Raw genomic sequence first — 25,647 nt, forward strand, 5'->3', positions numbered from 1 at the left:
GGCATGCGCCTGGCTACCTGGAACGTCAACTCCGTCAAGGCACGCCTGCCCCGGCTGCTGGACTGGCTGGCCGAGACCAAGCCCGACGTCGTCTGCCTGCAGGAGACCAAGTGCCCGGCCGAGGTGTTCCCCATCGCGGAAGTGGGCGCACTGGGCTACGCCGCCGCGGCCCACGGCGACGGGCGGTGGAACGGCGTCGCTCTGCTGTCCAAGGTCGGCCTCGACGAGGTGACGCTGAGCTTTCCCGGCGAGCCGGGCTTCGGAGAGCTGGACGCGGTGGGCCCGGCCCGTCCGGAGGCCCGCGCGATCGGCGCGACCTGCGGCGGGATGCGGGTGTGGTCGCTGTACGCGCCGAACGGCCGTACCGTCGACTCGCCCCACTACCTCTACAAACTCGAGTGGTTCGCCGCGTTGCGGGATGCGCTGGCCGCGGAGATGGACCTGCCGCTGGTGGCGTGCGGCGACTTCAACGTGGCGCCCACGGACGCCGACGTGTGGGATCCGGCTCTGTTCGTCGGCGCCACCCACGTCACCCCCGCCGAGCGCGAGGCCCTGGCCGCGCTGCGCGCGCTGGGCCTGCACGACGTGGTGCCGACGCCGATGAAGGGGCCGCATCCGTTCACGTACTGGGACTACCGGGCCGGGATGTTCCACCAGAACAAGGGGATGCGCATCGACCTCGTGTACGCCGGCACGGAGGTTGCGGGCCGGGTGCGGTCGGCGTACGTCGATCGCGAGGCCCGCAAAGGGAAGGGGCCTTCCGACCACGCGCCGATCGTGGTGGACCTCGACCCGGAAATCTAATTACAAATCGCAGCCGTCCGAGTATCCTGTGTTCTCAAATGTTTCGGGGGCATTAAACCTCTTCAAGGCCACAGGGGGTCTCCGTGGAATCTGCAGACGGCCGCGTCTTCTTATTCATCCTCCTCGCCGTGGCCGTATTCGCCCTCGGCCGCCGCTTCCAGACCATGATCATTATGCGTCAGGTGTGGAAGCAGAGCGCCAAGCAGGTGACGGCCAGGAAGGAAGTCGCGAACAGTGCCGCCAAGGCGATGATCGGAATAACGCTGATCTCGATATTCGTGATCTGGCTGGTGATCAACCTGAACAGCGTCATGTGAAAAATGACGTTTTGCTGATTACCATCCGCTCTGACCGATTACCGGATTCCTTGTCGGCGGCCTGTCGTGGCTCGGTTCAGCAAGAAGGAAGCGGCCACGGCGGCGCCGGCCGCGGCCAGGCTCACCATCCCGGTCAGGCGTACGGCACGCCGGATGTCCCCGACGCCGGGCTTGGGGCCGTCGCCCATCGTGGGACGGTGCTCGGTCCGCCCGCCGTAGATGTTCGTGCCGCCCAGGGTGACGCCGAGCGCGCCGGCGAACGCGGCCTCGCAGCGGCCGGCGTTCGGGCTGGGATGCCGGTGCCCGTCGCGCCGCAGCACGGCCAGCGCCTGCCGCCGATCCGGCCCGGCCAGGACGGTGAGCAGCCCCGTCACCCGGGCCGGCACGTAATTCGCCACGTCGTCCAGCCGGGCAGCCGCCCACCCGAACCGCTGGTAATGCGGTGACCGGTGCCCGATCATCGCGTCCAGAGTGTTGATCGCCCGGTACGCCAGCAACCCCGGCACCCCCGCCACCGCACCCCAGAACAACGGCGCCACGACGGCGTCGGAGGTGTTTTCCGCCAGCGACTCGACCGTGGCCCGCGCCAGCTCGGCCGCCTCCAGCGCGGCGGGATCCCGCCCGCACAGATGCGGCAGCCTGGCCCTGGCTCGGTCCAGGTCGTCGTGTTCGAGGGCGTCGGCCATGTAGGCGCCTTCGCGGGCCAGCGTGGTGCCGCCGAGCACGGCCCAGGTGGCGAGGGCTGTGGCGACCGTACGGGCCTTGGGGCTGGGGATGTGCTGCACCGCAACGCCGATCCCCGCCGCGCCCCCTACGCAGATGGCCACATGAAGCACTCCCTGCGCCTTCGTGTCGCCGTACAGGGATTGCTCCAGCTTTGCCGCAGCCCGCCCGAACACGGCGACCGGGTGGGCGGCGCTGCTCGGATCCCCGAGCAGCCGATCGAGTGCTACGCCGAGAGCGAGGCCGAGGGGGTCATACCAAATGGGCATGAAGCTCATCTTCGTGCACATCCAGCCAGGCCGCCGCCCGGCGGATGCGCTGACCGGAGCCTCCCGCCCACATCTTCGCCCAGTTGCCGCCCGCCGCGGCGCGGTCCCGCATGACCGTGTAGGAGCGCTGGAAGCGGAGCCTGGCCAGCTCCAGCAGCCGCCGCCGATCGCGCGGCGGGAGGCCGTACGCGTCGCAGAAGAGCCGCAGGCGGGCTCCCACGTCGAGATTGCGGAGCAGCGGGGCCCGATCGAGGGGATCGGCGATGGGCGCCCAGTGCCGCAGCGTGGTCACGACGTCGAAAAGCCGAGTGGTGGGCCGGGCCAGCTCGAAGTCGATCAGCGCGTAGGGGCGTCCCGCCTGAAAGATCACGTTGTCCGGCGTTAAATCACAATGCCCAAGAACTTCCGGCGCCAAGTCATCATTCGACCCGCCTTCCCATCCGTCCAAGGTCAGCGGAAACCCAGCCGTCGCATCGTGATAGTCCCGCAACAAGCGCCCTAAACCTTCGAGCGCCTCATCCGTCACACTCTCCAGCCGCAACCCGCTGACGCCCGGCAGGTAGGTGAGCATCTCCCGCCCAAGCCCATCGACGCCCAACACGCGCGGCGCCCCTGCGAACCCGACGGCCTCAAGATGCCGGAGGAGGGCGTGGACGGCGGGCGTGGACGCACTGACCGGTCTCCGCACGGTGTCCCCGACCCGCACCACCCCGTCAGTCACATCCCCGCCCTGCAGGGGGATCTCATGCAGGAGCGTCGCAACCATGCCACGACAGCTTAGACCTTCCCGCCCCACGATCGCCCCGCCTTTTCCGCCCGCCTCCAGGCGATGGAGCCGGCTGGAGGCTGGGGATCATGGCCTGCGGGAACGCTGCTCGCGGGGGGTGTCACCGGGTTGGATGGCTGACACTGGGAAAACGAGTGCGTGACAAGTCGCAGGATCATGCACAATAAGGCGGGAGCGCCCTTAGCTCAGCTGGATAGAGCACCGGACTTCTAATCCGACGGTCGCAGGTTCGAATCCTGCAGGGCGCGCTTTGATCATGGTCTGACCTGCGGTGATGCGGGATCGGACGGGCCAGCCACTCATCAAGACTTCGCAGCTCAGGCTGATGAACAGGATATTGGCACCCCACAGGGTGGAGTACACCCGGTAGGCCTTGCGCGCGGCCGGGTCGGCGCCTGTCGCGAGGGCGACGCTCTGCTCCAGCACGGCGCGGTGGAGGGCAAGCGGGGCCGCGAGGCGCACCGAGTGGCCCTGGCAGCGGTCCCGGTCACCGGTTCCGCCAGCCGTACCGCGGGACTGGAGAGATCGAGCCGGCTCGCGCGGGATTTTGGTCGCCCGGCCCTGCCACAGCACGATGGCGGTACGCAGCCGGTTCTCCCGCCGACGCGGATCCCTTGATCACGGTCCGGTCCCACCTGCCAATGACGGGGCCGTGATCAGGGAAGCGCGCTGATGGTCAGGCGCAGGTATAGCCGGACGGCAGGGCGGTGTTGCCGTTGGGCCTGCTCGCTTGGAAACCGAAGCTGGTGGTGCTGGCTCCCGGCGCGAGCGTGCCGTTGTGGCTGACACTTCTGACCGTGACGGTCTGGCCGCTGGTGGTGATGGTGGCGTTCCACGAGCCGGTCAGGGTGTGCCCGGCCGGCAGGGTGAAGGTGACGGTCCAGCTGGTGATCGTCGAGGTGCTGGTGTTGGTGATGGTCAGCGGCTGGATCACATACCCGTTCCCCCACTGGGACTGCACGGTCGGGGTGGTCGAGCAGGAACCGGTCGTGCCTCCCTGAGTGGTGATCTGGACGGTGTTGGAGACCGGTGAGACGTTGCCAGCGGCATCGCGCGCCCGGACCTGGTAGCGGTAGGTGGTGTTCGCAGTCAGGCCCGTGTCGGTGAACGAGGTCGTGGCCGAGGTGCCGACCTGGGTGAACATGCCGCCCGTCGCGCCGGGAGCGCGCAGGATCTCATAGCCGGTCACACCGGTGTCGTCAGCGGAGGCCGTCCAGGTCAGGCCGGTGCCGGTTGTGGTGGTGCCCGAGGCGGTGAGCCCGGCCGGGGCGGTCGGCGGCGTGGTGTCGCCTCCGGTGGCGGCCGTGGTGAAGGTGGCCGGCGCGGAGTTGCCCGACAGGTTGCCCGCGCCGTCACGCGCCCGTACGTACACCTGGTATTGGGTGTTGGCACTCAGTCCGGTCAGGGTGATCGAGGTGGTGGTGGACTGGCCGAGCTGTGGGTCGGTGGCGCCCTGCTCCCGGTAGACGTCGTAGCCGGCCAAGCCGGAGCCGCCCTGGTCGGTGGACGCGGTCCAGGTCAGCGTGGCACTGGCGGCGGTCACGTTGGACGCGACCGGGGTGCCTGGCGTGGTCGGCGGCGTGGTGTCGGTCGGACTGGTGGTCAAGCCGAAGAACTCGATGGCGGAGAGGGCCATACCGCTCTGCGGAAGAGCATGCCCGGCGCCCTGGATGCTGTACGACTCCACCTGCACGGTGCCGGACTGATTGGCGTACCGGCTGCGGTTCCAGTTTGCCTGCGGGGTGTCGGTGCTGGTCGGGGTCTGGCTCAGCCCAAACACATTGGTCCACTGCTCGATCGACTCTCGCAGCAGCGAGTAGGGCACGAGTGTGTCGCTGGTGCCGTGCCACAGCTGCATGCGCGGGCGGGGGCCGGAATATCCCGGGTACGCCTGGCGGACCGCATCGCCCCACTGCTGGGGTGTTCGGTCCATGCTCCCGCCGGTGCACCTGCTGCTTCCGGGCGGGTAGTCGGAGGCGCCGGCGAAGCAGTTGAAGGGCACACCCATGAAGGAGGCCCCTGCCTTGAACACGTCCGGGTAGACGGCGAGCATGTGCTGGGTCATCATGCCGCCGGACGAGCTTCCAGTGGCGTAGACACGGTTCGGGTCTCCCTGATAGTTCCGCTCGACATAGTCGATCATCGAGGTGATCGAGACCGGATCGCTGCCGCCGCCGCGCTGCTTGGCCGCGTCTGACCAGGTGTCGAAGCAGTTGCCGAACCCTGCCGACTGGGTGGCGGTCGGGTAGATGACGATGAAGCCGTATCGATCCGCCAGCGAGGCGAACTCACTGCCTTGGTAGAAGCCGGGACCGGTGCCGCCGCAGCCATGCATCGCAACCACGATCGCCGGCGAGGCCGGGTGGGAGTCCGGCACATAGACGTGCATCCGCATGTTGCCCGGGTTGTTGCCGAAGCTGGTCACCTCCACCAGGGTGGCGGCGACGGCCGGCGATCCGAGTACCACGGTCATGACGGCAAAGAGCGCCGCGGCGCAGGCACCAGCCAGCACCGTGGTCAATCGTCTCATTCGCGCTCCTCCTCTCCATATCCGCAGCGCGCCGCGGATCGGTCCGCCGCGTATTGACGTCGGTCGCTGGAAAATAGAAGGGCCCCGATCCACCGTCAATGCACGCTTGGTGCGCATGCCCGCCAGTTCACCTGGCAGAGAGCCGTTTTCCCTGGTTATCAAGTAACTTGCTATCAAGATCCTTGATATGGGTGTGGGAAACTTACATCGGAGCCCGTTCTGACGGGGGCGCGATATCGTCTCCTGGTGACCGATCCGGGTGTCCCCGCGGCCGCTGTGCCGGACGCACCGCCGCCCCGTGTGAGCTACCTGGTGTTCCGGCTGGAACGCCGCATCCGCGCCTGCCTGGATGAAGCGCTCGCCCGGCACGGCATGACAACCACCGAATACATGGCGCTCAGCGAGCTGCGCCTGCGCGACGCCCCATCCTCGGCCGACCTGGCCCGTATCGCCTTCGTCACCCCGCAGGCGATGAACCTGGTCATCCGCGATCTCGAACAACGCGGCCTGATCCGCCGCGACCCGCATCCCCGTGGCGGCCGCGCTCTGCGCACCCGCCTTACCCCGAAAGGCCTGAGCACCCTCCGGCGATGCGACCGCTCCCTCGACAGCATCGAAGCCGTCATGCTCGCCGAGATCGACGACCCGGACCGCACGACACTCGCGGAAGCGCTCACGCTGTGTGCCCGAGCCCTCCATCCGGACATGCGGCCCTGATCCCAGTCCTTCGCTCGCAGAAGCCACCACCGTCGCCCTGGCCATCCTGTGGTCCGTGGCCAGCCACGGACCACAGCGCCGGACTCGACCAACCACAGAAGCGATCGAATCGGGACTCCCACGGGTACGGCACTGCACTGGCAGGAATTCGACGGAGACACACCGCGCGGCAGTTCAAGCGCTGGTCCTATGGGATGTGGTCGCTGACCAAGACCCTGGCCCGTAAGTACCGGATCACGGTCCCCAGGTCTACCGCCGCTACCGTGCCGTACTCGATACCGAGCTCGGTCCACGCCGTGGCCTTCGGGTCGTGGTGGACTCACGCATCTGGAACGGACACCGGTCGGAGCTGGTCCAACGGCTCCTGGCCGAGGTCTGCGAATTATGCGGCTCCACGGACAAGATCGAAGTCCATCACATTCGCGCACTCAAAGATCTCAACTCCAAGGGGCGGAAACAACCACCCGACTGGGTCACGCGCATGGCCTCCCGCCGGCGCAAGACCCTGGTCATCTGCCGCGTCTGCCACGAGGACATCCACGCCAGATGTCCCACACGCAGACCACGATGAGCACTGGAGAGCCAGCTGCTACGGAAAGCGGGCACGGCTGGTTCGGTGGGGAGCCGTCGGAAAAGGGCCAGGTCAACTGGCACCTCGTCGGCGGCTTACCCTACGTCACGTCCGGATCTGTGAGGGCCGGGGGGCTGCGATGCCCCCGGCTACTGTACTCGGCCAGGTGCAGGTCAAAGGTCAGCTGGTCTTGGCCGCCAGCAGACCGCCGACCAAGCGCCCCCTTACGTCGCGGCGTTCACGGGCAGGACGTCGTCCAGAAACGGTTGCATTCGGGTAGCCGCGGAGGTAACCCGGTGGTTGACACGAGCCACTTGCTACCGCGATTGGTGGACGCGAATGTCCAATCAGCGGTTGACGACAGTCAAGCGGCTGATGGATACCTTTGCCGTGTGGGCCGGGGATCGTCCCGGGGCGGTAGCCGGTGAAAGAGCGCGCCGGGGTTTGTACCATCCGGCTCCGTCAGTGTCCGCTGTGGGCGGTTGGCCCGCCGAGGGCGGGGTGTTCCTGCCCGGCTCCTTCAGGTTCGTCGAGGGAGAGGATTGTTGAGGTGGCCACTTGGCGGAGGCGGTACAGGGCTGCGGATCGGGCTTGAAAGAGGGTGCCGTGGTGATCATGGAGGGTGGCGTTGAGATTGGTGGCCATGGCCAGGGCGTCGAGTTCGGTGGCTAGGAGCCAGGCGTCGGTGTCGACCGTGAAGTGGCTGCCAGGTATGTCGCGGCGGCGCATGCACTCCAAGCGTGCCTCCCACAGCCGCGAGGTCTGGAGTGCCTGCATGTTGCCAGGGCAGTGCACGCTGCACACAACAGCGCTCTGGAGCGACTCCGTGACCGGCCGCACTGTTTCATCGGGCCAAGTTGAAGAGCTGAGACTGGGTTAGCGGGTGGTACGGGCCGCACTCATTCGCCAGCGCTTTACCCAGAGCCGCCCGAGTTGTTCATTGAGCAGGCATATCAGACGAACGGCGACGGCAGCTTCAGGGCGAGAGCCGGTCGGACGCGGGGTTTCTACGTGCGGGTTCAGGATGTGGACCTGCTGGAGTTTCTCAGTAACACCCCGGACAAACCAGCCCACGACGCAAAGGAGACGACGTGACGCAGCCCGATGAGGAGGAGACGCTGCGCCTCGCGCCTGAAGAGATCGATATGCACCGCAGCCAGTTGGACAACCGCGGCGGAAGCGCAGGAAGCCGGCCCACGTGGTGGATGCCCGTTTGGGGCCTGGACCCAGAGACCTTCCTGTTTGAGGATTCCTAGCGACCGAAGATCGTTAGTCATATCAGGAAAGTCCTGTTGTCGCCATATCAATTGCTGTTTCGGGTGGCGTCCTCATAATGTCAAAGCTAGAAATGATCATGCGGTCTGGGGCGACCGCTCCTTCCTGGGGGCACATTTATGACGATCATGCTTTCCCGGTTCACGCGCGCCGCGGCTGATGCCGCCCGGCTGACGATCGAGCTGCCGGACTCGGTGGGCGCGCTCGAATGGCACGGACTCACCAAGATGGCAGGGCCGGGTTTCGCCCGCGCCTTCACGCTGGTCCAGAAGGGCGGCAACAGCGCCCTGCCAACGCACATCTTCCCGGGTGGTCGGGTCGAGACCTTCCGCCGCCACGGTTACGACCTCACCCTCTACGAGAGCATCGACCGCACGAACAGCTGCCTGGTCTGGGTCGGCCCGTACAACGAGGCCAAGACGTGGTTCGCCGGTCCAGCGCCACGCCGGTCGGTGCTCAACGCGCTCGTCGCGGCGGTCGAGTTCACTGACAACCCTGAGGGCGCCACGCTCAGGCCGCGCGTGCGTGCGGCGACGCAGCAGTTCGCGACCAAGGTCATCGGGCGCAACGACCGGCTCATCGTGATGGCGAGCGACGCCCGTGCCGCCCGCGAGACGCTGCCCGAGTTCCGGGGCGCCAGCCGTGGTGACGCGGAGGTGTGGAAGATTCCGCTCGACCTCGATCCGGAGCAGAAGGCCAGGGTCGGCGGCACGTCGTACGAGCACAAGTACATCTACGCCAACAGCACCGCGGTCTTCACTGTGCAGTTCACCTTCGACCCGGAGGCGGGCTCCTTCCGCGCGGCCGACGAAGGCTTCGTCGAGGACGTCCTGGCCGGGTTCAAGGTCGCGTGGGCGGCGTGAGCCTGCCGCTGGCCGTCTCGCTGCTCGCACTCCTCTTCTCCCTGTTCACGCTGGTCGCCGTCGGGGCGGTCTACTCCAGGCTGCGCGCGCTGGAGCAGAACGTGCTGAACCCGAACACGGCACGGCTGGACAACGAGAGCACGACGGTCGTTCCCGCGCTCCGGCCGCAGGACGGCGAGGTGGCGTCGGTCGTCCTCCTTATGGACAGCACCTGCGCGGTCTGCCATCAGGCGTGGACGACGCTGCACGAGTCCTCCTGGCCGGGCGTCCGCGTCCTCGGGCTGGTCGTCGAGAAGGAGATGGCCGAGGTGTTCACCACCGGCCAGGTGCTCGCCGACGCCGGCCAGTGGCGCGAGTTGTATGAGGGGTACGCGCCCTGCCTGTTCGCGATCGATCCTTCGGGGGCGGTCATCGCACGCCGGTTTATCTACGGCGACACGGACCTGCCCGAGCTGATGAACTCACTTCTAGCTGCGAGGAGCAGCCATGCGCTTTGACGAGATCCCGGCGATCGACGCCATGCCGGAGGGCGCCCAGCCCAGCCGGGTCAGAAACCTGATCGGCGCGTTGCCGTCCAGCCGCCGCACCCTGGTGAAGGGCATGGCCGTCTCGGTGATGGCCGCCGCGCTCGTCCCCTTGGACTGGGCGCTGAATAGGCGGCAGGCCAAGGCGGCCGGGCCGACCTCGGTCTGGGACGAGAACAGCTGCGAGAGGTCCTACCCCGGCGGCGGTTACGGCGAGGGACGCAACAACTGGTGGGGCGACGGCAAGGCCGTCTGCTTCGGCGGCTGGCGCATGGGCGCCTACCCGTGCAACAGCACGCGCCGCCACTTCGAGGGCAGTCGCACGCACAAGCCCGGCGCCTCCGACCAGGAGAAGTACACCAACGCGGCGCGCATCGACGACAGCTGCGGCAGCACCTCGACCAAGAACGCCTGGCGCTGGAAGTCCGGCGGCCACCAGTACATCTGCTCCGACGCCGTCACCACCGTGACCTGGCGTGACGGCACGCACCACACCGACCTGACGATCTCGATGTGCTGATGCCGCCTGCCCTTCGCCGGCTGGCCCTCAATCCGCTGACGCTGGCCGTCCCCATCGCTCTGGGGACGGTACTGCCGATCACAGTGGAGGGCCCGCTGGCGCTCGTCTTCTTCTTCGCGGGGCTCAATGCCGGATACGCGAACTCCGGCAGCACTTGAAGCCACAACTCGGCATTCCTGCTGAGCGCGTCGGTCTGGCGCGGTCGTGGTGCCCTCGCCTACTTCGGCGTGGGATTGTTGCTGGGCGCGCTGACGGTGGCCGCCGTCGGGGTGATTCTGGGCGGTATCGTGCAGGGCCTTCTGCCTTTGCCGGTACGGCTGGCGGCGCTCGCCATGCTGGCGGCCGCCGTACTCCTGCGTGAGGTTGGCCTGATCAAGCTGCCGGTGCCGGAGAACGCCAGGCTCGTGCCCGAGCACGTGCTGCATCGCGGGCGGGTGCTGGGAGGCATCCAGTTCGGCTTCGAGATGGGCACCGGGATGCGGACGTACTCGCCCTCCTCCCTCCCCCACCTCGTGCTGGCCGCGGTGCTGCTCGCACTGCCATGGAATGGCGCGCTGGCGGCCGGGGCGGGCTTCGCGGTCGCTCGCTGGATCATGGCGGCGGCCAGCATCGGCCACAGCGAGGACGGCGGCTGGAGCGATGTCTGGTCGATGAACGCCCGCCTGCTGGCCTCGGTCACGGGCGTCGCCACGGTCGCCGCGCTCGCGTGGGGACTGTGGCCTTGGTAGAGCGGCTGGTCGTGGTCGCCGACAGTGCCTGCGGGGGCTGCTCGTCGATCGCGGCTGCGCTCGGCGGCGTGCTGGCCGTGACGGTCGTGGTGCGTTCGTGCCGTGACCCGCACCTGGCCGAGGAGTTCCCCGTGCTGGCGGGCCGCCGTCCGTGCGCCCGCCCGCTGGCGCTTTATGAAGACCGGGCGCTGACGGGCTTCCGCTTGCTCTGGCGAGCGGGCAGGCTGGTGGCACCCGGCAGGCGCGCGGCCGCGCTGCGGCTGGCGTTGCGCGTGGTACGGCTGCGAGCGGCGCACCTGCTCGGAACCTCTCGTCTCTACAGAAGGTAGAGCGGTCATGAGAAGACTTCTCACCCTCACCGTACCGGTGATCCTGCTGACCGTCCTGATGGCCGCGCCCGCCCAGGCCAAGGCCATCTCCCACGTTGAGCTCACCGGCCCTGGCCTGTCCGCGCTGATCGTGGTCAAGCCCGGCAGCCAGGCCAGGGACAACCGTCTCAACAGCCTGCGCACCGGCACCGCCGCGCACGCGGCGCTCTACCGGGGCCTGCCCCAAGCATTCGGCGCGCGCCCGAAGGGCAGGCTCGGTCCCTGCTACCGCCTGGAGTGGTACGGCCCGCCCGGCGACACCCTGGCGCTGACTCAATACGTCTACCCCTACGCCAAGCGTGGCCCGGTGGTCCACACGCCCCGTCAGAGCGGTGCGGTCCAGCACGGATGGCTCCGCGCACCGTCGTACGTGAAGAGCACCCTCCACACCCTCGGCCTGCCGAAGAAGCCCTCCGCAACCGCCAGATGTCACCTGTAGGTCGCATGCGCGGCCGTCGGTGTGTGGTAGACCACCCACTCGTGGGTGCCGCGCCACTCCGAGGTTGACAATCCGCACCGCAGTCGCCGTCCTGCACGACCACCTCGCCGCTTCCTGCCATCGCGAGCGTGCTGGTCGAGGAAGACCGCGTAGAAATATTCGAGGCGTTGCCCGTGGCGAGCGACCCGAAGCGCGAGGACGTGCCGTAACCGGGATGGTGGGGCAGCAAGACACGTCCGTGCTCGACTGGTTCCTCCACGAGGTCACGGTCGGCCCTTTCTCCCACTTGATCTACGCCAGCCCTTGGCGTCCAGGCCATATGCGCGACCGCATAGGTCCACGTCGGTGACAGTTGTCGCAAGGGACAGCTGTCGGGGACACGCCGAGCCTCGCGCGTGGCCGGCCGGCGTGCGGGGGCTGGGACGGGCGTCCCATGCTCCGGGGCTGCTGTGCGGTGATCGTGGGAGCGCGCAGGCTCCGGTGAGGCATGCGGGCGCGGAGAGCCCGACCGGCCATGAGGTGATTCCACCAGGCAGAAAGCGCCCGCATGGGTGCCGGCCGGTTACGGGCGATGTGGCGTAATACCGCAAGTGGCCGATGAGAGGAAGGCTCACGGGTGAGCGAACCGCGCGATCTGAAGGCCCTGTACCGCCGCTATGTGGCGGCGTTCAACGCGCACGACTTCGACGAACTCGAGACCTACCTGTCGCCCGAGCTCGTCTTCGACTGGGGTGATGTCATGCCGGCGATGCGGGGGCGGGCTGCCATGTTCGCCTTCTATCGCGAGGCGTGGACCTACTTCGACGAGGAGATCTCAGCGAGCGACATCGAGATCGACGGCAGCAGACTGAGCGCCACCATCACGACGGAGATTCGGGTCTTCCGCGATTGGCCGGAATGCCCGATCGGGCCGATGCGGTCGGGGCCGTCGTACACGGTCTCGGGGCGGGTCGAATACCTCTTCGAGTTCGGAAGGATCGCCTACATTGACGCACCCTAGTCTCGTCATCCGTGGCGCGGAGGTCCGCACGCTGAACGCCGGCGTGCCGCGCGCGCAGGCCGTCGCGATCCGCGGCGACCGGATCGTGGCAATCGGCGACGATCACGAGGCGAAGGACTGGATCGGTAAGGGAACGTCGGTCATCGACGCCGAAAGGGCGACGGTCCTGCCCGGTTTTCACGACGCGCATATCCATCCCGTCATCGGCGCCCTCAACGCAATGCGCTGCGACCTCACGCATGGCGAAAGCGTCGAGGATTATCAGCGCCTGGTTGCGGACTACGTTGAGCGCATTCCGCAGGGCTGGATCCTCGGCGGTGGCTGGGCCCTCGACAGATTCCCCGACGCCACCGGACTGTGCGGCCTCCTCGATAAGGTGACCGGCGATCGTCCCGCCTTCCTGGTCGAATACTCCCAGCACTTCGCCTGGGTCAACTCGGCGGCCCTCGCCAGAGCCGGGATCACACGGAGCACGCCGGACCCCCCGAGAGGGCGCATCGTGCGTGACGCTGACGGCGAACCGACCGGCAGGCTCGATGAGACCGCGATGGAACTCGTGCGCAGCCTGGTTCCCCCGCCGACGAAGAACGAGTTGAAGAACGCGCTCCTCGTCGTGCAGCCGCAGCTCTTCGCGGCTGGGATCACCCGCTGGCACGATGCGGTCGTCGGGTATGACCCCCACGACCTGCCCATGCTCGACGCCTACCTCGACGCCGCGTTCGAAGGCACTCTCCGCGCCACGGTCTCCCTGGCGCTGCGCTGGGACCGGAACCGGGGCCTGGAGCAGATCGACGATCTGGTCAAGGCCCGCGACACCGCTCGAGTGCATCCGCTCATCCGAGTGGGAACGGTCAAGATTTTCCAGGACGGGGTGTGCGAATCCCGTACGGCGGCGCTGTCCGATCCTTACCTGGCGCATCACCCCGGCGCCGAACCAGATCACGGCATCTCCATGCTCGTCCCCGACGCTCTGGCCGAGGCGGTCACCCGGCTGGACGCGAACGGTTTCCAGGTGCACGTGCACGCCATCGGTGATCGCGCGATCACCGAAGCGCTCGACGCGATTGAAGCCGCGCGAGAGGTGAACGGGCCGAGGGACGCTCGGCACCAGATCGCCCACGTGACGCTGCTGCGATCAGCGGACATCGCACGCTTCGGCAGGCTCGGCGCCATCGTGAACGCCCAGCCGAGGTGGGCGCACCGCGCGCCGACCGGCGAGGATCCGCTGGTCGTGCTTGTCGGGGAGGAACGGGCGCGCTGGCAGTACCTGTTCCGGAGCCTGCGGGAGGCCGGAGCGCCGATGGCCGTGGGCAGCGACTGGCCCGTGACGACGTTCGACCCCTTCGAGATCGTGCATGTCGGTGTCAACCGTGCCGAACCCGGTGAGATGGCTCCGCCACTCGACCAGGCGCAGCGTCTCGGACTCGACGAGATGCTGTGGGACTACTGCTATGGTTCGGCCTTCGCGAACTTCGCCGAGAACGACGTGGGCACGATCGAGGTCGGCAAGGTCGCGGACCTCGTCGTCCTCGACCGCGATCTGCATGCCGTTCCGGCATCGGACATCGCCGAGGTCTCCGTGCGGGCGACCGTCGTGCGAGGCGAGGTCGTCCATCGCGCCGGCTGCTGAGCGGCGGTTACTCAGGGCGCGTCGGTCACCCCGCCGGCCGCCGCTGAGTGGACGGGTTCATCGGTGGCCGGGCGAATCCGCCCAGTGTCTGCTCGATCAGCATGGCGGCGCGGATCGTGCTGCGATCCGCGTACCGCCCCGCGATGACCTGCATGCCGACGGGCAGTCCCTGGGAGGTGCGCCCCACGGGCACCGTGGTCGCCGGGAGGAGGGAGACCCCGGGCATCGCGCACCAGCGGGTGAGGTTCGGCCGCCAGGACCGCACTTTGCCGTCGACCAGGTAGGTCCGTTCCCAGACGGGCTCGCTGTGGTCGTGCGCGAGAGCGGTCGTGAAGACCGTGGGAGTCAGGAGAACGTCGACGTCGGTGAAGAACTCCTCCCACTTCGCCATGATCCGGAGCCTGCGCCGCTGCAGCTCCAGCCACTCGCGATGGGTGAGCTCAAGGGCACGGCGGTGCCAGGCGAGCATCGGGTCGGCCGAACGCTGCGCCGCCAGCTGCCGGCGCAAAGCCTCGAAGTCGCCGGCGCCGATGCCGCCGGCGACATCCGCCATGAACAGGATCTCGAAGAGTTCCTCTGACTCGCTCAAGGCCACGTTCGGCCGCTTCTTGTAGTCGATGCACGCGCCGTCGGCTTCGAGGGCTCGGCAGGCGTCCTCGAGCACCGTCAAGGTCGTGGAAGCGGTGGGCAGGACGTCGTCGTCGAGCCATGCGACGGCGCGGAGTTGCCTGTGAGCCGAGAAGCGAGGAGGCGCCAGCGCTGGTCCGCCGCGTCCGGACAGCACAGTGAGCGAGAGATCGAGATCGGCGGCACCTCTCGCCATGGGGCCCGCGGCGGCGATGTCGGGAACGACGAGCTCCGCGCCGGGAGGATCGTCCGGGCTGGGCACGCCGCCCGACACCGGCACGATGCCCCATGTCGGTTTCAGGCCGGTCACGCCGCACCAGCTCGCGGGGATACGGATGGAGCCGCCCATGTCCGAGCCCAGTTCCAGGCCGGTCATCCCGGCAGCGAGAGCCGCCGCCGATCCACCGGACGAGCCGCCTGGGGTGAGGTCGCCGTTCCAGGGATTGGCCGTCGTTCCGTGCAACGTGTTGTAGGACTGGCCGTCCTTCGCGAACTCGGGCAGGTTCGTCCGGCCGAAGACGATGGCGCCGGCACGTCGCAGCCGTGCGACCGCCTCGGCGTCCTCGTCCGGCACGTAGTCGCGCAACGTGGCCGACCCGTACGTCGACGGCATACCCGCGACCTTGACGTCGTGCTTGACGGTGATCGGCAGGCCGTGGAGCGGCCCGAAGCGCCGTCCCGACGCCCGTGCGGCGTCCGCCAGCCGTGCCTCGGTCCGGGCCCGGTCCGCGTCGACGGTGGCCACGGCGTTCACCCACGCGTGATCCTCGATCTGGGTGAGGAAGGCCTCGAGGAGCTCCGTGCTGGTGAACTCGCCCGCGTCCATTGCCGCGAGCAGTTCGACCGCCGTCGCGAAGGTGTCCATCTGATCAGCCATGGCGGCATCATCACAAGTCATCCTGGCAGCACTGACGGTGATCAAGGTCGTTTCTGCCTGGCGGAACCTGGACGGGGAAGCGGGAGCCGATGGGCCGGACGCGCCTACGCTACGGAGCTCCGGCTACCAAGGAGTTGCGACCATGAAGTTCCCGTTGCACGACGTGCGTGCCTTGGGCGACGCGGCCTCGCAGGCGTTCTTGTCGCCCGCGCGCTGGCAGGGGTCACAGCTGGGGAACGCGGCGTACAGGATCGAGGAGTTCACCGTCTCGGGCGAGGCGCGCCTCTACACCGACGGCGCCTCGAGACCCCCTCGGCATGGCCGGACGGTGCCGTACACGACCCGGGTGCTCACGATCCGGCCTGGCCGTGACGAGGACTTCAGCGGCGAGGTCCACATCGAACTGCTCAACCCTTCGACCGGGAACGATTTCCCGATGTACTGGCCGGACACGGCCCGCCACATCGTCCGGCGCGGCGCCGCCTATGTCGGTGTGACCTGCAAGGCAGTTACGGCCCACACGCTGCGCGACATGCCGGGCGGGCGCTACTCGGCGCTGTCGTTCCCGCACGACGGTGCCGTCTGGGATCTCATCGGAGCGGTCGCGGCGGCCTGTCGGCGTCCGGAGGCAGCGGGACTGCTGCCTGGGCTCCGCCGGCCCGACCGGACGCTACTCACCGGCTGGTCGCAGTCGGGCAGCTTCCTGCGCACCTATCTCTCCGAGGGGTTGCACGACCTGCATAGCGACGAGTTGGAGCAGGAGATCTGCGACGCCTATCTCATCGGGGTGTCCAGCGGCGGATTCGGCCCATTCGGCTACGTCAACGTGGATCGCGACGGCGAGATCGAGTTCGACGCCAGGCTCCGGCCGGTCACCCCCCTCGCCCAGGTGGCCATGGACGATCCCCGCCGGGTCGTCCGCGGGTCTCGGGTCCCCGTCATCGAGTTCATGAGCCAGGAGGAAGCCGTCTCGCACCTGTGGCACCAGCGCGCCGACAGCGACGTCGCCGGCGACCTGTACCGGTGCTACCAGATTCCCGCGCGAGGGCACGAGAGCGGTCTGCTCGACGATGCCGCCCGGATCGACGACCACCGCGCCGCGGGGTCGTCCCCGGCCGAGGGGTGCCCGAGGCACGCCGCGACGGCGTATCTGCTGGCAGCCGCGATCGACAACCTGCTCGCTTGGACGGACGGAACCCCGCCGCCCCGGGCCGATCCCATCAGTATGCGTGTCGCGCCGGGCTTTGAGCGTGACCCGCAGGGCGTGGACTATTCGGGCATTTCCTGTGTCACCGACGAGGCCGGGCATGCGATGGGCGGCGTACGGTATCTCGACGTCGAGGTGCCCGTCCGCCGCATGGCCGGTGATCCGGACGGTCCGATCGCCATGGGCGCCTGGACCCACACGCCATTCGATCCGGCCGAACTGCGCCGCCGGTACGGCTCGCCGGAGGAACTGCGTGAGCGGGCCCGGCGCACGGTGGCGAGGCTGGTCGCCGACCGGTGGTACCTGCCTGAGGACGCGGCGGCGGCGGTCGACGAATTCTGCCGGAGCGTCCCGTCACACTGGGGGTGAGGGAGAGGGCGATGCCGGGGCATCGCCCTCGGTCCTACTTGGCCGCACCCAGGTGCGCCGCCCACGGGTAGAACCAGTTGACGAAGGACGCGGGCGGTCCGGTCACCTCGCGGTTCAGGTAAACCGTGCTGGAGACCTCCACGATCGGCAACCAGGGCAGCTGGTCGAACAGCCGCCGGTCCGCCTGGGACAGTAGCTCGTCACGAGTGCCGGTGTCCGAGGTCGCCCGCGCACGCTTGATCAGCTCGCTCGCCTGCCGGTCGGTGAACCCGCCGTAGTTCGACGGGTCGTCCGGTGCGCCCCAGATGTGGAACTGCGCGAGCGGGTCGGCGACGGGCAGGTTCCATTGGGATCCGAAGCCGTCGCCGTCGACGGCCTTCCAGCCCTTGGGGTCGCCGAACATCCCGTAGTACTGGCCCAGGGTGATGGGCTTGAAGACCATGTTCAGCCCGATCGCCTTGCCGGCCTCGACCAGCGCCTGCAAGGTCTGGTTCATGGACTCGGTGATGCCGGTGGCGGCCACCAGCACGATGGGCTGTTTCGGCGAGCCGGCCTGCCGCACGAGCTCCTTGGCCTGCTCGAGCTCCGCCGGACTGCCGCCCGTGCCCTCGCTGCGCGCCGGCGTCACGCCGCCGTAGGCGGTACTCGGCACGAGGCTGCGGCCCGGAAGAGCCGCACCGGAGAAGGCGGTGCCCGCCACGGCCTTCCGGTCGAGGGCCAGGAAGAGGGCCTGGCGGATGCGGGCGTCCTGCAAGGGCCCGGGCTTCTTCGACGGGACGAGGTAGAACGTCAGCAGGGTCTTGCCGTAATAGACGTTGCCGTGCTCCTTCAGCCTGCCGAGCCCGGTGAACGGCGGCTGGAACATGCCCTGCACGGCATCGCCGGTCAGCGCGGTGGTCTGCGTCGCGTCGCCCTGCAGGAACGAGAACACGATCTTCTTGGTCTTCGCCGTGACCCCGCGCCAGTAGGCGTCGTTGCGCTCGATCGTCACGCTGGACCCGGCCTTCCACGAGACGAACCGGTAGGGGCCCGAGCACATGGGGGGGTCCTTGGGCGTGCCGAAGGCGGGGTGCGCCTTGGAGTACGCCTTCTCCACGACGGCGCCGGCGGAGGTGGCCAGCAGCTTCTCCAGGAGCAGGTCGGCGTGCCGCAAGGTCAGCGTCACCTCACGCTCGCCGGTCGCATGGATGCCGGTCACAGCCGAGAAATAGGTGCTCCAGTACGGAACCCCCGTGGGCTTCCACACCCGCGTGAGGCTGTACGCCGCGTCCTCTCCGGTGACCGGTTTCCCGTCCCAGAAACGGGCCTTCGGATCGATCGTGTAGACCAGCTTGGTGCGGTCCTCGTTGGCTGCCAGGCGGGCCAGGCCGTCGCTGATCGAGAAGTCCGGATTGAGCGTCTGCAGGCTCTCGCAGAGGTTGGACAGCACGACGCTTTCGCCGTAGTTGGCCGACTCGGCCGGATCGAGCTTGGCCGGTTCCAGCATCAGGTTCCAGGAGACGCTGTCGAGGGCGCCCTTCGCGGGCGGCGTGGACGTGATCCATTGCGACGCGTCGGCGGGCGCGCTCGCCGGGCTCGGCGTGCCGCCCGCGCATCCCGAGATGGTCACCATGCCGGCGGCGATCAGCGCGAGGATCGGCCGCCTCCGCCTGACGACGGGAAGAGTGGATAGCCGGACGTTCATAGCTGCCTTCCTCACTGAAAGGGCCGGGAATTCCCGGAATCTAGGGCGAGGACGAAGCCGATGTCCGAGGCCGACTGTGGCTTTCCGTAGGGCAGAATCTGCCGCTCGCGCAGGTCATATGGGGATGCCGGCTGCCTATGGTACGGCGCAGACATTCCTGGTCGTCCCAGCAGGAGGCTCGATTGAGCGTTGACGCACTCACCCCCCTCGACCTCGCGCCCCGGCGGGCGACGTGGGCGATCGCGTGGACAGTGACGTCGCGGATCGCGCAGATGGCAGCCACGCTCCTCGTGGCGAGCTTCCTGTCCTTCGTGTTCCTGCAGATGGCGCCCGGCGATCCGGTGACGATGTTGCTCGGCGAGCGAGCGGCCGACCCGCAGGCGGTGGCCCGTCTCCAGGCACGGTTCCACCTCGACCAGCCGGTGGTGGTGCAGTACTGGCACTGGCTGTCAGGTGTGTTCACCGGAGATCTCGGAACGTCCTACGTGTTCGGCCAGGACGTGAGATCCATGATCGCGGCGCGGTTGCCGACCACGTTGACGCTTGTCAGCTACAGCAGCGTCCTCGTCATCGCCTTCGGCTTCTTCGCCGGACTGATCGCCGCCCGCTCGAAACAGTACGTGGACACCGGCATTTCGATCATCCTCTCGATCGCCCTGGCCACGCCGTCCTATGTGATCGCCATCGGGCTCATCACAGTGTTCTCGCTCTATCTTGACTGGTTCCCCGTGTTCGGCAGCGGGGAGGGGTTTTGGGGACGCCTCCATCACCTGACCCTGCCCGCGATCACTCTCGCGCTGTCGAGCAGCGCGGCCTTGGCCCGGGTCACGCGCGCATCTCTCATTGAAGAGAGTCGGCGAGACCACGTCGCGACGGCCGTCGTGCGAGGATTCCGACCTGGCGAGGTGCTGCGACGGCACGTGATCCGCAACGCGCTCCTGCCGATCACCACCATCGGCGGGATCATCGTGGCCGCCCTGGTGGCCGGCACCGTGATCGTCGAGAAGGCCTATGGGCTGGACGGGGTCGGTTCCCTGCTGGTGCTGGCGATCACGCGGAAGGACTACCCCGTCGTACAGGGCGTGGGCGTTCTGATCATCGCCGGCTTTCTCATCATGAACGCGTTGGTCGACATGCTCTACACCGCCATCGACCCACGGACGAGAACCATGGAGGCCAGATGACGGCGTTCGCGACGGAAGCCCGCACGAGTGAGGCAGCCGGCCGGTCGCGGATGCTTCGCCATTGTGCCCTGGCGATATCGGCCGTACTGGTCGGCGTCGCGGTGTTCGCACCGCTGATCGCGCCCCACGAGCCCGGCGTGGGTAGCGTGTTGAGAGTGCTCCAGCCCCCCTCCGCCGAGCACCTTCTCGGTACCGATGGTTCGGGGCGCGACCTCTTCTCCAGGCTGATCTTCGGCTCCCGTACGGCGCTGCTCGGGCCGCTCATCGTCACTGTCACGGCCGGCGTGGTCGGCACGACCCTGGGGCTGGTCGCGGCATGGCGGCGGGGTTGGGTGGACGCCCTGGTGGGACGGCTGTTCGACGTGGTCTTCTCGTTCCCGTCGATGCTGCTCGCGCTCATGTTCGTGGCCGTGCTCTCTCCTGGGCTCGGCTCGGCGGCGCTCGCCGTATCGATCGCCTTCGTCCCCGCCATCGGCAGGCTGGTCCGATCGACCGCGCTGCGCGAGGTCAACGAGCCCTACGTGGACGCCTTGCGCATCCAAGGCATGGGATCCATTCGCATCTGCGCCTTCCACGTGCTTCCCAACCTGTGGCCGGTGATCGTCGCGCAGGCGACGACATCGTTCGGCTACGCGATGGTCGAACTCGCCGGCATCTCCTACCTCGGACTGGGCGTGCAGGAGCCGACGGCCGACTGGGGCACGATGATCGAGTCGGGTCAGGGCAGCATCGTGCGCGGCTTCCCGCAGGAATCGTTGTATGCCGGTGGGGTTCTCGTGATCGCGGTCGTCAGTGTCATCGTCCTGGGCGATGCCCTTTCCTCACGGAGCGAGGAGCGTGCGGGATGACGGTCCAGCTCTCGATTGAGGATTTGTGCGTCGGCGTCAGACGCGGAGGCGAGCCGCTTGAGATCCTGCGTGGCGTCTCCCTGGAGGTCGCGGCAGGTGAGTCCGTGGGCGTCGTCGGCGAGTCAGGCTCGGGCAAGACGATGACCATCCGCGCGATCACGCGGCTGCTGCCCCCCGGCGCCCAGGTCCGGGGTGAGATCCGCTTCGCGGGACGCTCGGTGCCGTCACTCTCGGAGCGGGAACTGCGCGCGTACCGCCGTGATGACGTGGGCGTGGTATTCCAGGATCCGCATGCGGCGATCAATCCGGTGCGCCGCATCGGGGATCTCCTCACCGAGTCGTTTCGGCGCGAGCCGCGCGCGGTGCGGCGGGCGGCCCAAGAGCGTGCGGAGGAGATCCTGGCGCAGGTCAACATCCGGGATCCGGGCAGGGTGCTGGATCTGTATCCGCACCAGCTCTCTGGCGGGATGTTGCAACGGGTGATGATCGCCTCGGTGTTGATGCGCGATCCGAAACTGATCCTCGCCGACGAACCGACCACGGCCTTGGACGTGACCACGCAGTCGGAGGTCGTTGCTCTGCTCGACGAGGTCCGTCGCGCGCGCGGCGCGGCCATGATCTTCATCAGCCACGACATCGAGCTCGTGGCCGCGACGTGTGATCGAGTGTTGGTGATGTACCGGGGCCGGCTGATCGAAAGCCTCACGCCTGCGCAGCTGTACGCCGGTGACATCGCCGAGCCGTACACCGCCGCGCTGCTCGCCTGCCGCCCGAGCATCACCGAACGCAAGCACCGGCTGCCGGTCGTCCCGTCCGCGGCGTACGAAGAGAGGTACGCATGACCGTGAAAGCGGACGAGTTCACCACGGTCGCCCCGATCGAGGTGAGCGGGCTGACCAAGATGTTCGGCCACCACGGTGTCGTCAAGCGCGGAGCACCGCAGGTCGTCGCGGTGAAGGATGTCTCCTTCCGGCTCGAAACGGGGACGACCCTCGCCATCGTCGGCGAATCCGGATCGGGCAAGACCACCGTCGCCAGGATGATCATGGGCCTTGAGGTGCCCACGTCCGGGCGCATCACGTACTTCGGCGAGTCCAGGCCCGCGCGGCCGAGCACCCGACAGCGGCGTGTCTACGCCCGCCAGATGCAGATGGTCTTCCAGAATCCCTACCGCTCTCTCGATCCGCGGCAGCCGATCGGCAAGGCGTTCGACGAGTTGCTGCGGCTGCACTTTCCGTGGGACGCCGGGAGGCGGGCGGCCCGGACCGCGGAGTTGCTCGAGCTCGTGCGGCTGGATGGGGGAGTGCTCCGCGCACTGCCCGGCCAGCTGTCCGGCGGCCAGCGGCAGCGAGTCTGCATCGCCCGAGCCCTGGCCACCGAGCCGAGGGTCGTGATCCTCGACGAGGCGGTCGCCGCGCTCGACATGTCGGTTCAGGCCCAGGTGCTGAACGTGCTCGCCGACGTGCGCGACGAGACCGGAGTCAGCTACCTGTTCGTCACGCACGACCTGGCCGTCGTCAGGCAGATCGCCGACGAGGTGGTGGTGATGCGGGCAGGCGAGATCGTGGAGCGAGGGCTTGCGGCAGCCGTGCTCGACGCGCCTCGGCACCCTTACACCCGCCTTCTGCGGGACTCCGTTCCCCGTGAAGGGTGGAAGCCCGGGCGGCGCGCCCCGTGACCGATTCTCTAGCCCGCGCTCTTCACGGCTTCGGCGAGTTCCTGTGCCGTCGATCGCATCAACTGCGTCGCCTCCTGCTCCTGGGCGGCCGGGAAGCGGGAGGCGTCCCACGCGACGGAGACGGCCATGGCCGGCGAGCCGGCGCCCATGGGCAGCACGACGCCGATGGAGTGAACGTCCTCGTGCGCCTCCCTGCTGCGCGCGTAGCCGCGGCTGCGGATGTCGCGAAGCTCACGGTGTAGTTGGGCCATCGAATAGACGCGACTGAACCGGGTGATCGGCACGCCATCGGGGTACAGTGCGTCGATCTTGGCAGTCGAGAGACTGGCGAGCATCGCCTTGCCCGCGGCGAGGGTGTGGGCGGGGAGCAGCCAGCCGACCCGGGAAACGGCGATCTCGGTCTTGTCGCGCCACTCGGCGCAGACGAGGAAGCGTGCGCCGTTCCCCTCGAGCGTGAGCAGGCTCGCCGTCCCCCGGAGCGCGTCGCGCAGCAACGTCAGCCGGGGCATCGTGATGGCCTGGAGGCCTTCGCCACGGGAGGAGCCCGACGCCAGCGACTGCATCCCGGGGCCACGGACGTAGACCCGGCGGTCACCCTGGACGACGTACCCGTGATGGATCAGCATCTGAAGCAGCCGATGCGCGGTCGACGGCGCGACGCCCAGCAGCTCGGCGGCCTCCGACACCGTCAGCTGGTGCCGCTGTGAGAATGCGGACAGCAACGTCAACGCTCGCCCGACCGACGCGATATGGTAGACGGGCTCGGTATCAACGGTGTTGAGAGTCATGCCAATCTCCTCGAGCGCGGGCTGCCACCACCGCTGACAAGCCTGAATCGCAGGCTAACATCCACCCAGACAGGGGCAAAGGGGATGTTCCTTACATTGTGCAAGCAAGTGCTGGTCAGCGCTGCATGATCCCCTCGCCCGTGACGTGGGGCTCGGCGCCGGCGATGCGCTCGCGCATCTCATGCTGCTCCGGATCGGCGTCGGGAAGCACCACCCGGAACCACATGTCCTTGAACTTCCACTCGCCGCCCACGCGCTCGTACTGGCAGCGGTAGCGGCCCTCCAGCCAGGGGCCCCAGACGCGCATGTATCCACCCGTCGTACGGAACTCGCAGATGTGCCGATGCCACGTCCACTCGCCATAGGCGACGTCGGCGCCCGCGTCGATCTCGATGACGGGAGAGGACAGGATGTAGCCGTCGGCGCTCTTGACGAGTTTGTGCAGCTCGTCGAAGACCTGTTCAATGAGCTGCTGCTTGCCCTCGGTGCGTCCATGCCAGCGGATGTCCGTGACCGCGTCGTCGGTGAAGAAGTCCGCCATGCCGTCCCAGTCCCGGTCGGCCAGTTTGCGGATGTAGCGGCGGTGCAGGCTCTTGATCGCCTCGATGTCGTCGAGCCTTTGCAGCCGCGCTTCCGCATGCCGCAGGCGTGCCATCAGTTCCTCGGTCGTGACGATCATGCGTGCTCCCTACCTTGCTCAGTTGTCTGATGTTATTGGGCCGTTTTCATGGTCTACGTAGGGTTTTCTGTCGCGGCTTTCCATGGAGCAGAAAGAAGGACCCCCTTCCGTCGCCCGGCCGTCGCGGCGTTCTTCACTGCTCTGTGTCGCAGGTAAAGCGTTCTCAACGCCCGTGTCCTCAAGGAGTCCTATGGTCAGCTTTCCCGCGCCCAAAGATCCGTTCGACGCCCCCATGCGCGTCGAGGCGGATCTGCGTGGAGTCCAGGTGACGCAGGGCGAGGTGCCGGAACATCTCGCGGGGACGTACTACAAATGCGTGATCGACCGGCAGTGGCCGTCGTTCATCGAGAACGACCTCGAATTGTTCAACGGCGACGGCATGATCATCGCTTTCCGGTTCGACAAGGGACGGGTCGACTTCAAGAGCCGCTATGTGCGCACGCCTCGGCTCGTGGCCGAGGAGGCGGCGGGCAGGGCGCTCTTCGGCGCGTACCGCAACCCGTTCACCGACGATCCGTCCGTCGCGGGGGTCAGCCGCGGGGTTGCCAACACCAACGTGTTCTTCCACGGCGGCAAGCTGTACGTGGCCAAAGAGGACTCGCCACCGATCATCATGGATCCGGTCACCCTCGAGACGCTCGGCGAGTACGACTTCGAGGGCACGCTCACCTCGGCGACCTCGACCGCGCACCCGAAATTCGACCCGGTCACCGGCGAGATGGTGTTCTTCGGCTACGCGGCCAAGGGCGAGACCACCCGGGACATCGTCTACTACGAGGCCGACCGCGACGGCCGGCTGATCCACGAGACGTGGTTCCAGGCGCCCTACTCCAGCATGGTCCACGACTTCGCGGTCACCCAGAACTTCGTCGTCTTCCCGATCATTCCCTTGCGGAGCGAGCTGGAATGGATCAAGAAGGGTGAGTCCCACTTCAAGTGGGACCCGCACGAGCCGGTTCACCTCGGCGTGTTGCCGCGCAAGGGCAGGGCGGCGGACGTGCGCTGGTTCACCGGGTCCAACCGCTTCGCCAGCCACATCATGGGCGCCTACGACGACGGGCGGTTCATCCACATCGACACCCCGGTGGGGGCGTCCAACTACTTCCCCTGGTTCCCCGACGTGACGGGCGCGCCGTACGACCCTGAGCGGGCCAAGGGGTACCTGTCGCGGTGGACCGTCGACACGCAGGACGCGACCCGCGGGTTCACCGAGTTCCGCTTGTGCCGCTTCGCCGGGGAGTTCCCGCGGATGGACGACCGGCAGGAGACGCTGCCGTACTCCTGGGGGGTGATGGCGCTGCTCGACGGGCCGGGCGGACATGGCCGGCCCGGCGGCGGTTTCCGCTGGCTCAGCGGGATCGACCTGGCCGGTGGGCGGCAGCAGATCTACTGGCCGGGCGAGGACTCGACGGTCGGCGAGCCGGTGTTCGTCCCTGGTGGCGCCGGCGCGCCACCCGGCCACGGCTACGTGTTCGTGATCGTCGGCCGTCGCGCGGAGATGCGCAGCGACCTGGTCATCCTCGACGCCCAGAGGCTCGACGCCGAGCCGGTGTGCACCCTGTCGCTGCCGATGCGGATCCGGATGGGCCTGCACGGCAACTGGGTCGGCGCCGACGAACTCGCCGGCCGTACCGACTAACG

Annotated in this window: 28 protein-coding genes, 1 tRNA gene and 1 pseudogene; 22 read left to right on the forward strand and 8 right to left on the reverse strand. The window is 68.0% G+C overall.

The genetic code is table 11. The annotated features are described in order from the left end of the window. The first annotated feature begins 3 nt into the window (after positions 1-3). On the forward strand, positions 4-804 hold the full coding sequence (locus tag OHA25_RS22615) for an exodeoxyribonuclease III (RefSeq protein ID WP_327589482.1): 801 nt from the start codon (positions 4-6) through the stop codon (positions 802-804). 83 nt (positions 805-887) lie between these two features. Next, positions 888-1,121, forward strand: coding sequence for a hypothetical protein (locus OHA25_RS22620; protein ID WP_305916358.1), 234 nt, complete (start codon positions 888-890; stop codon positions 1,119-1,121). A 38-nt stretch (positions 1,122-1,159) separates the two neighbouring features. Here OHA25_RS22620 and OHA25_RS22625 read toward each other — a convergent pair whose 3' ends face one another. Both OHA25_RS22625 and OHA25_RS22630 read right to left on the reverse strand, forming a co-directional pair. After that, on the reverse strand, positions 1,160-2,113 hold the full coding sequence (locus OHA25_RS22625; RefSeq protein ID WP_327589483.1) for a cobalamin biosynthesis protein: 954 nt from the start codon (positions 2,111-2,113) through the stop codon (positions 1,160-1,162). After that, positions 2,097-2,879 (reverse strand): phosphotransferase, encoded by a 783-nt coding sequence (locus OHA25_RS22630; RefSeq protein WP_327589484.1) that lies wholly within the window; start codon positions 2,877-2,879, stop codon positions 2,097-2,099. Before OHA25_RS22630 ends, OHA25_RS22625 begins: the two co-directional genes overlap by 17 nt. Before the next feature lie 195 nt (positions 2,880-3,074). Here OHA25_RS22630 and OHA25_RS22635 point away from each other — a divergent pair. Then, positions 3,075-3,148, forward strand: a tRNA-Arg gene (locus OHA25_RS22635). A 428-nt stretch (positions 3,149-3,576) separates the two neighbouring features. Here OHA25_RS22635 and OHA25_RS22640 read toward each other — a convergent pair. Beyond that, the gene (locus OHA25_RS22640; RefSeq protein WP_327589485.1) at positions 3,577-5,430 is read right to left on the reverse strand and encodes an extracellular catalytic domain type 1 short-chain-length polyhydroxyalkanoate depolymerase; all 1,854 of its coding nucleotides are present in this window, start codon (positions 5,428-5,430) and stop codon (positions 3,577-3,579) included. A gap of 300 nt (positions 5,431-5,730) precedes the next feature. Between OHA25_RS22640 and OHA25_RS22645 the strand changes: the two genes are divergently transcribed. Both OHA25_RS22645 and OHA25_RS61460 read left to right on the forward strand, forming a co-directional pair. Further along, on the forward strand, positions 5,731-6,147 hold the full coding sequence (locus tag OHA25_RS22645; protein WP_327589486.1) for a MarR family winged helix-turn-helix transcriptional regulator: 417 nt from the start codon (positions 5,731-5,733) through the stop codon (positions 6,145-6,147). A gap of 313 nt (positions 6,148-6,460) precedes the next feature. Continuing rightward, a complete protein-coding gene (locus OHA25_RS61460) occupies positions 6,461-6,718 on the forward strand; it encodes an HNH endonuclease (RefSeq protein ID WP_442942202.1) in 258 nt (85 codons plus the stop codon). A 462-nt stretch (positions 6,719-7,180) separates the two neighbouring features. Here the strand turns inward: OHA25_RS61460 and OHA25_RS22650 are convergent, their stop codons facing one another. Beyond that, the gene (locus OHA25_RS22650; RefSeq protein WP_327589487.1) at positions 7,181-7,495 is read right to left on the reverse strand and encodes a hypothetical protein; all 315 of its coding nucleotides are present in this window, start codon (positions 7,493-7,495) and stop codon (positions 7,181-7,183) included. Positions 7,496-7,609: 114 nt separating this feature from the next. Between OHA25_RS22650 and OHA25_RS61465 the strand changes: the two are divergent. The 11 genes and pseudogenes from OHA25_RS61465 to OHA25_RS22700 all read left to right on the forward strand — a co-directional run. Further along, positions 7,610-7,813, forward strand: a pseudogene (locus OHA25_RS61465) (DUF6338 family protein); the annotation flags it as partial. Beyond that, positions 7,810-7,974, forward strand: coding sequence for a hypothetical protein (locus tag OHA25_RS22655; RefSeq protein WP_327589488.1), 165 nt, complete (start codon positions 7,810-7,812; stop codon positions 7,972-7,974). The pseudogene OHA25_RS61465 and the gene OHA25_RS22655, both read left to right, overlap by 4 nt. 138 nt (positions 7,975-8,112) lie before the next feature. After that, complete coding sequence (locus OHA25_RS22660; RefSeq protein WP_327589489.1) at positions 8,113-8,856, forward strand: hypothetical protein; 744 nt, start codon at positions 8,113-8,115, stop codon at positions 8,854-8,856. Further along, a complete protein-coding gene (locus OHA25_RS22665; RefSeq protein WP_327589490.1) occupies positions 8,853-9,353 on the forward strand; it encodes a hypothetical protein in 501 nt (166 codons plus the stop codon). Before OHA25_RS22660 ends, OHA25_RS22665 begins: the two co-directional genes overlap by 4 nt. Then, positions 9,343-9,900 carry a hypothetical protein gene (locus tag OHA25_RS22670; RefSeq protein ID WP_327589491.1) on the forward strand — a complete coding sequence of 186 codons (558 nt, stop codon included), beginning with the start codon at positions 9,343-9,345 and terminating at the stop codon, positions 9,898-9,900. Before OHA25_RS22665 ends, OHA25_RS22670 begins: the two co-directional genes overlap by 11 nt. Beyond that, the gene (locus OHA25_RS22675; RefSeq protein WP_327589492.1) at positions 9,894-10,058 is read left to right on the forward strand and encodes a hypothetical protein; all 165 of its coding nucleotides are present in this window, start codon (positions 9,894-9,896) and stop codon (positions 10,056-10,058) included. The genes OHA25_RS22670 and OHA25_RS22675 overlap by 7 nt, the downstream gene beginning before the upstream one ends. Before the next feature lie 69 nt (positions 10,059-10,127). After that, entirely contained in the window at positions 10,128-10,628 is a 501-nt protein-coding gene (locus tag OHA25_RS22680) for a hypothetical protein (protein WP_327589493.1), read from the forward strand. Beyond that, positions 10,616-10,957: a hypothetical protein gene (locus OHA25_RS22685; RefSeq protein WP_327589494.1), complete on the forward strand. Its 342-nt coding sequence runs from the start codon at positions 10,616-10,618 to the stop codon at positions 10,955-10,957. The genes OHA25_RS22680 and OHA25_RS22685 overlap by 13 nt, the downstream gene beginning before the upstream one ends. Positions 10,958-10,964: 7 nt before the next feature. Beyond that, complete coding sequence (locus tag OHA25_RS22690; protein WP_327589495.1) at positions 10,965-11,435, forward strand: hypothetical protein; 471 nt, start codon at positions 10,965-10,967, stop codon at positions 11,433-11,435. A gap of 616 nt (positions 11,436-12,051) precedes the next feature. Beyond that, complete coding sequence (locus OHA25_RS22695; RefSeq protein ID WP_327589496.1) at positions 12,052-12,435, forward strand: nuclear transport factor 2 family protein; 384 nt, start codon at positions 12,052-12,054, stop codon at positions 12,433-12,435. Further along, positions 12,422-14,065 carry an amidohydrolase gene (locus tag OHA25_RS22700; protein WP_327589497.1) on the forward strand — a complete coding sequence of 548 codons (1,644 nt, stop codon included), beginning with the start codon at positions 12,422-12,424 and terminating at the stop codon, positions 14,063-14,065. Before OHA25_RS22695 ends, OHA25_RS22700 begins: the two co-directional genes overlap by 14 nt. Positions 14,066-14,090: 25 nt before the next feature. Here the strand turns inward: OHA25_RS22700 and OHA25_RS22705 are convergent, their stop codons facing one another. After that, on the reverse strand, positions 14,091-15,569 hold the full coding sequence (locus tag OHA25_RS22705; RefSeq protein ID WP_327589498.1) for an amidase family protein: 1,479 nt from the start codon (positions 15,567-15,569) through the stop codon (positions 14,091-14,093). A 142-nt stretch (positions 15,570-15,711) separates the two neighbouring features. Here OHA25_RS22705 and OHA25_RS22710 point away from each other — a divergent pair, with 142 nt between their 5' ends. Next, a complete protein-coding gene (locus OHA25_RS22710) occupies positions 15,712-17,145 on the forward strand; it encodes an alpha/beta hydrolase domain-containing protein (RefSeq protein ID WP_327589499.1) in 1,434 nt (477 codons plus the stop codon). A gap of 34 nt (positions 17,146-17,179) precedes the next feature. Here the strand turns inward: OHA25_RS22710 and OHA25_RS22715 are convergent, their stop codons facing one another. After that, positions 17,180-18,829 (reverse strand): ABC transporter substrate-binding protein, encoded by a 1,650-nt coding sequence (locus OHA25_RS22715; protein WP_327589500.1) that lies wholly within the window; start codon positions 18,827-18,829, stop codon positions 17,180-17,182. 182 nt (positions 18,830-19,011) lie between these two features. Here OHA25_RS22715 and OHA25_RS22720 point away from each other — a divergent pair, with 182 nt between their 5' ends. From OHA25_RS22720 to OHA25_RS22735, 4 genes are read left to right on the forward strand one after another with little or no spacing between them, the layout of a single operon-like run. Beyond that, on the forward strand, positions 19,012-20,013 hold the full coding sequence (locus OHA25_RS22720) for an ABC transporter permease (protein ID WP_327589501.1): 1,002 nt from the start codon (positions 19,012-19,014) through the stop codon (positions 20,011-20,013). Beyond that, positions 20,010-20,861, forward strand: coding sequence for an ABC transporter permease (locus OHA25_RS22725; RefSeq protein ID WP_327589502.1), 852 nt, complete (start codon positions 20,010-20,012; stop codon positions 20,859-20,861). Before OHA25_RS22720 ends, OHA25_RS22725 begins: the two co-directional genes overlap by 4 nt. Then, positions 20,858-21,703, forward strand: a complete 846-nt coding sequence (locus OHA25_RS22730; protein WP_442942131.1) for an ABC transporter ATP-binding protein — start codon at positions 20,858-20,860, stop codon at positions 21,701-21,703. Before OHA25_RS22725 ends, OHA25_RS22730 begins: the two co-directional genes overlap by 4 nt. Beyond that, positions 21,700-22,539: an ABC transporter ATP-binding protein gene (locus OHA25_RS22735; RefSeq protein ID WP_327589504.1), complete on the forward strand. Its 840-nt coding sequence runs from the start codon at positions 21,700-21,702 to the stop codon at positions 22,537-22,539. Before OHA25_RS22730 ends, OHA25_RS22735 begins: the two co-directional genes overlap by 4 nt. Positions 22,540-22,547: 8 nt before the next feature. Here OHA25_RS22735 and OHA25_RS22740 read toward each other — a convergent pair whose 3' ends face one another. Further along, a complete protein-coding gene (locus OHA25_RS22740) occupies positions 22,548-23,327 on the reverse strand; it encodes an IclR family transcriptional regulator (RefSeq protein ID WP_327589505.1) in 780 nt (259 codons plus the stop codon). Between the two features lie 115 nt (positions 23,328-23,442). Continuing rightward, positions 23,443-24,006, reverse strand: coding sequence for a nuclear transport factor 2 family protein (locus OHA25_RS22745; RefSeq protein ID WP_327589506.1), 564 nt, complete (start codon positions 24,004-24,006; stop codon positions 23,443-23,445). A 190-nt stretch (positions 24,007-24,196) separates the two neighbouring features. Here OHA25_RS22745 and OHA25_RS22750 point away from each other — a divergent pair, with 190 nt between their 5' ends. After that, the gene (locus OHA25_RS22750; protein ID WP_327589507.1) at positions 24,197-25,645 is read left to right on the forward strand and encodes a carotenoid oxygenase family protein; all 1,449 of its coding nucleotides are present in this window, start codon (positions 24,197-24,199) and stop codon (positions 25,643-25,645) included. Positions 25,646-25,647: the final 2 nt, after the last annotated feature.

The sequence above is a fragment of the Nonomuraea sp. NBC_00507 genome (assembly GCF_036013525.1).
In the GTDB taxonomy this organism is placed as follows: Bacteria; Actinomycetota; Actinomycetes; order Streptosporangiales; family Streptosporangiaceae; genus Nonomuraea.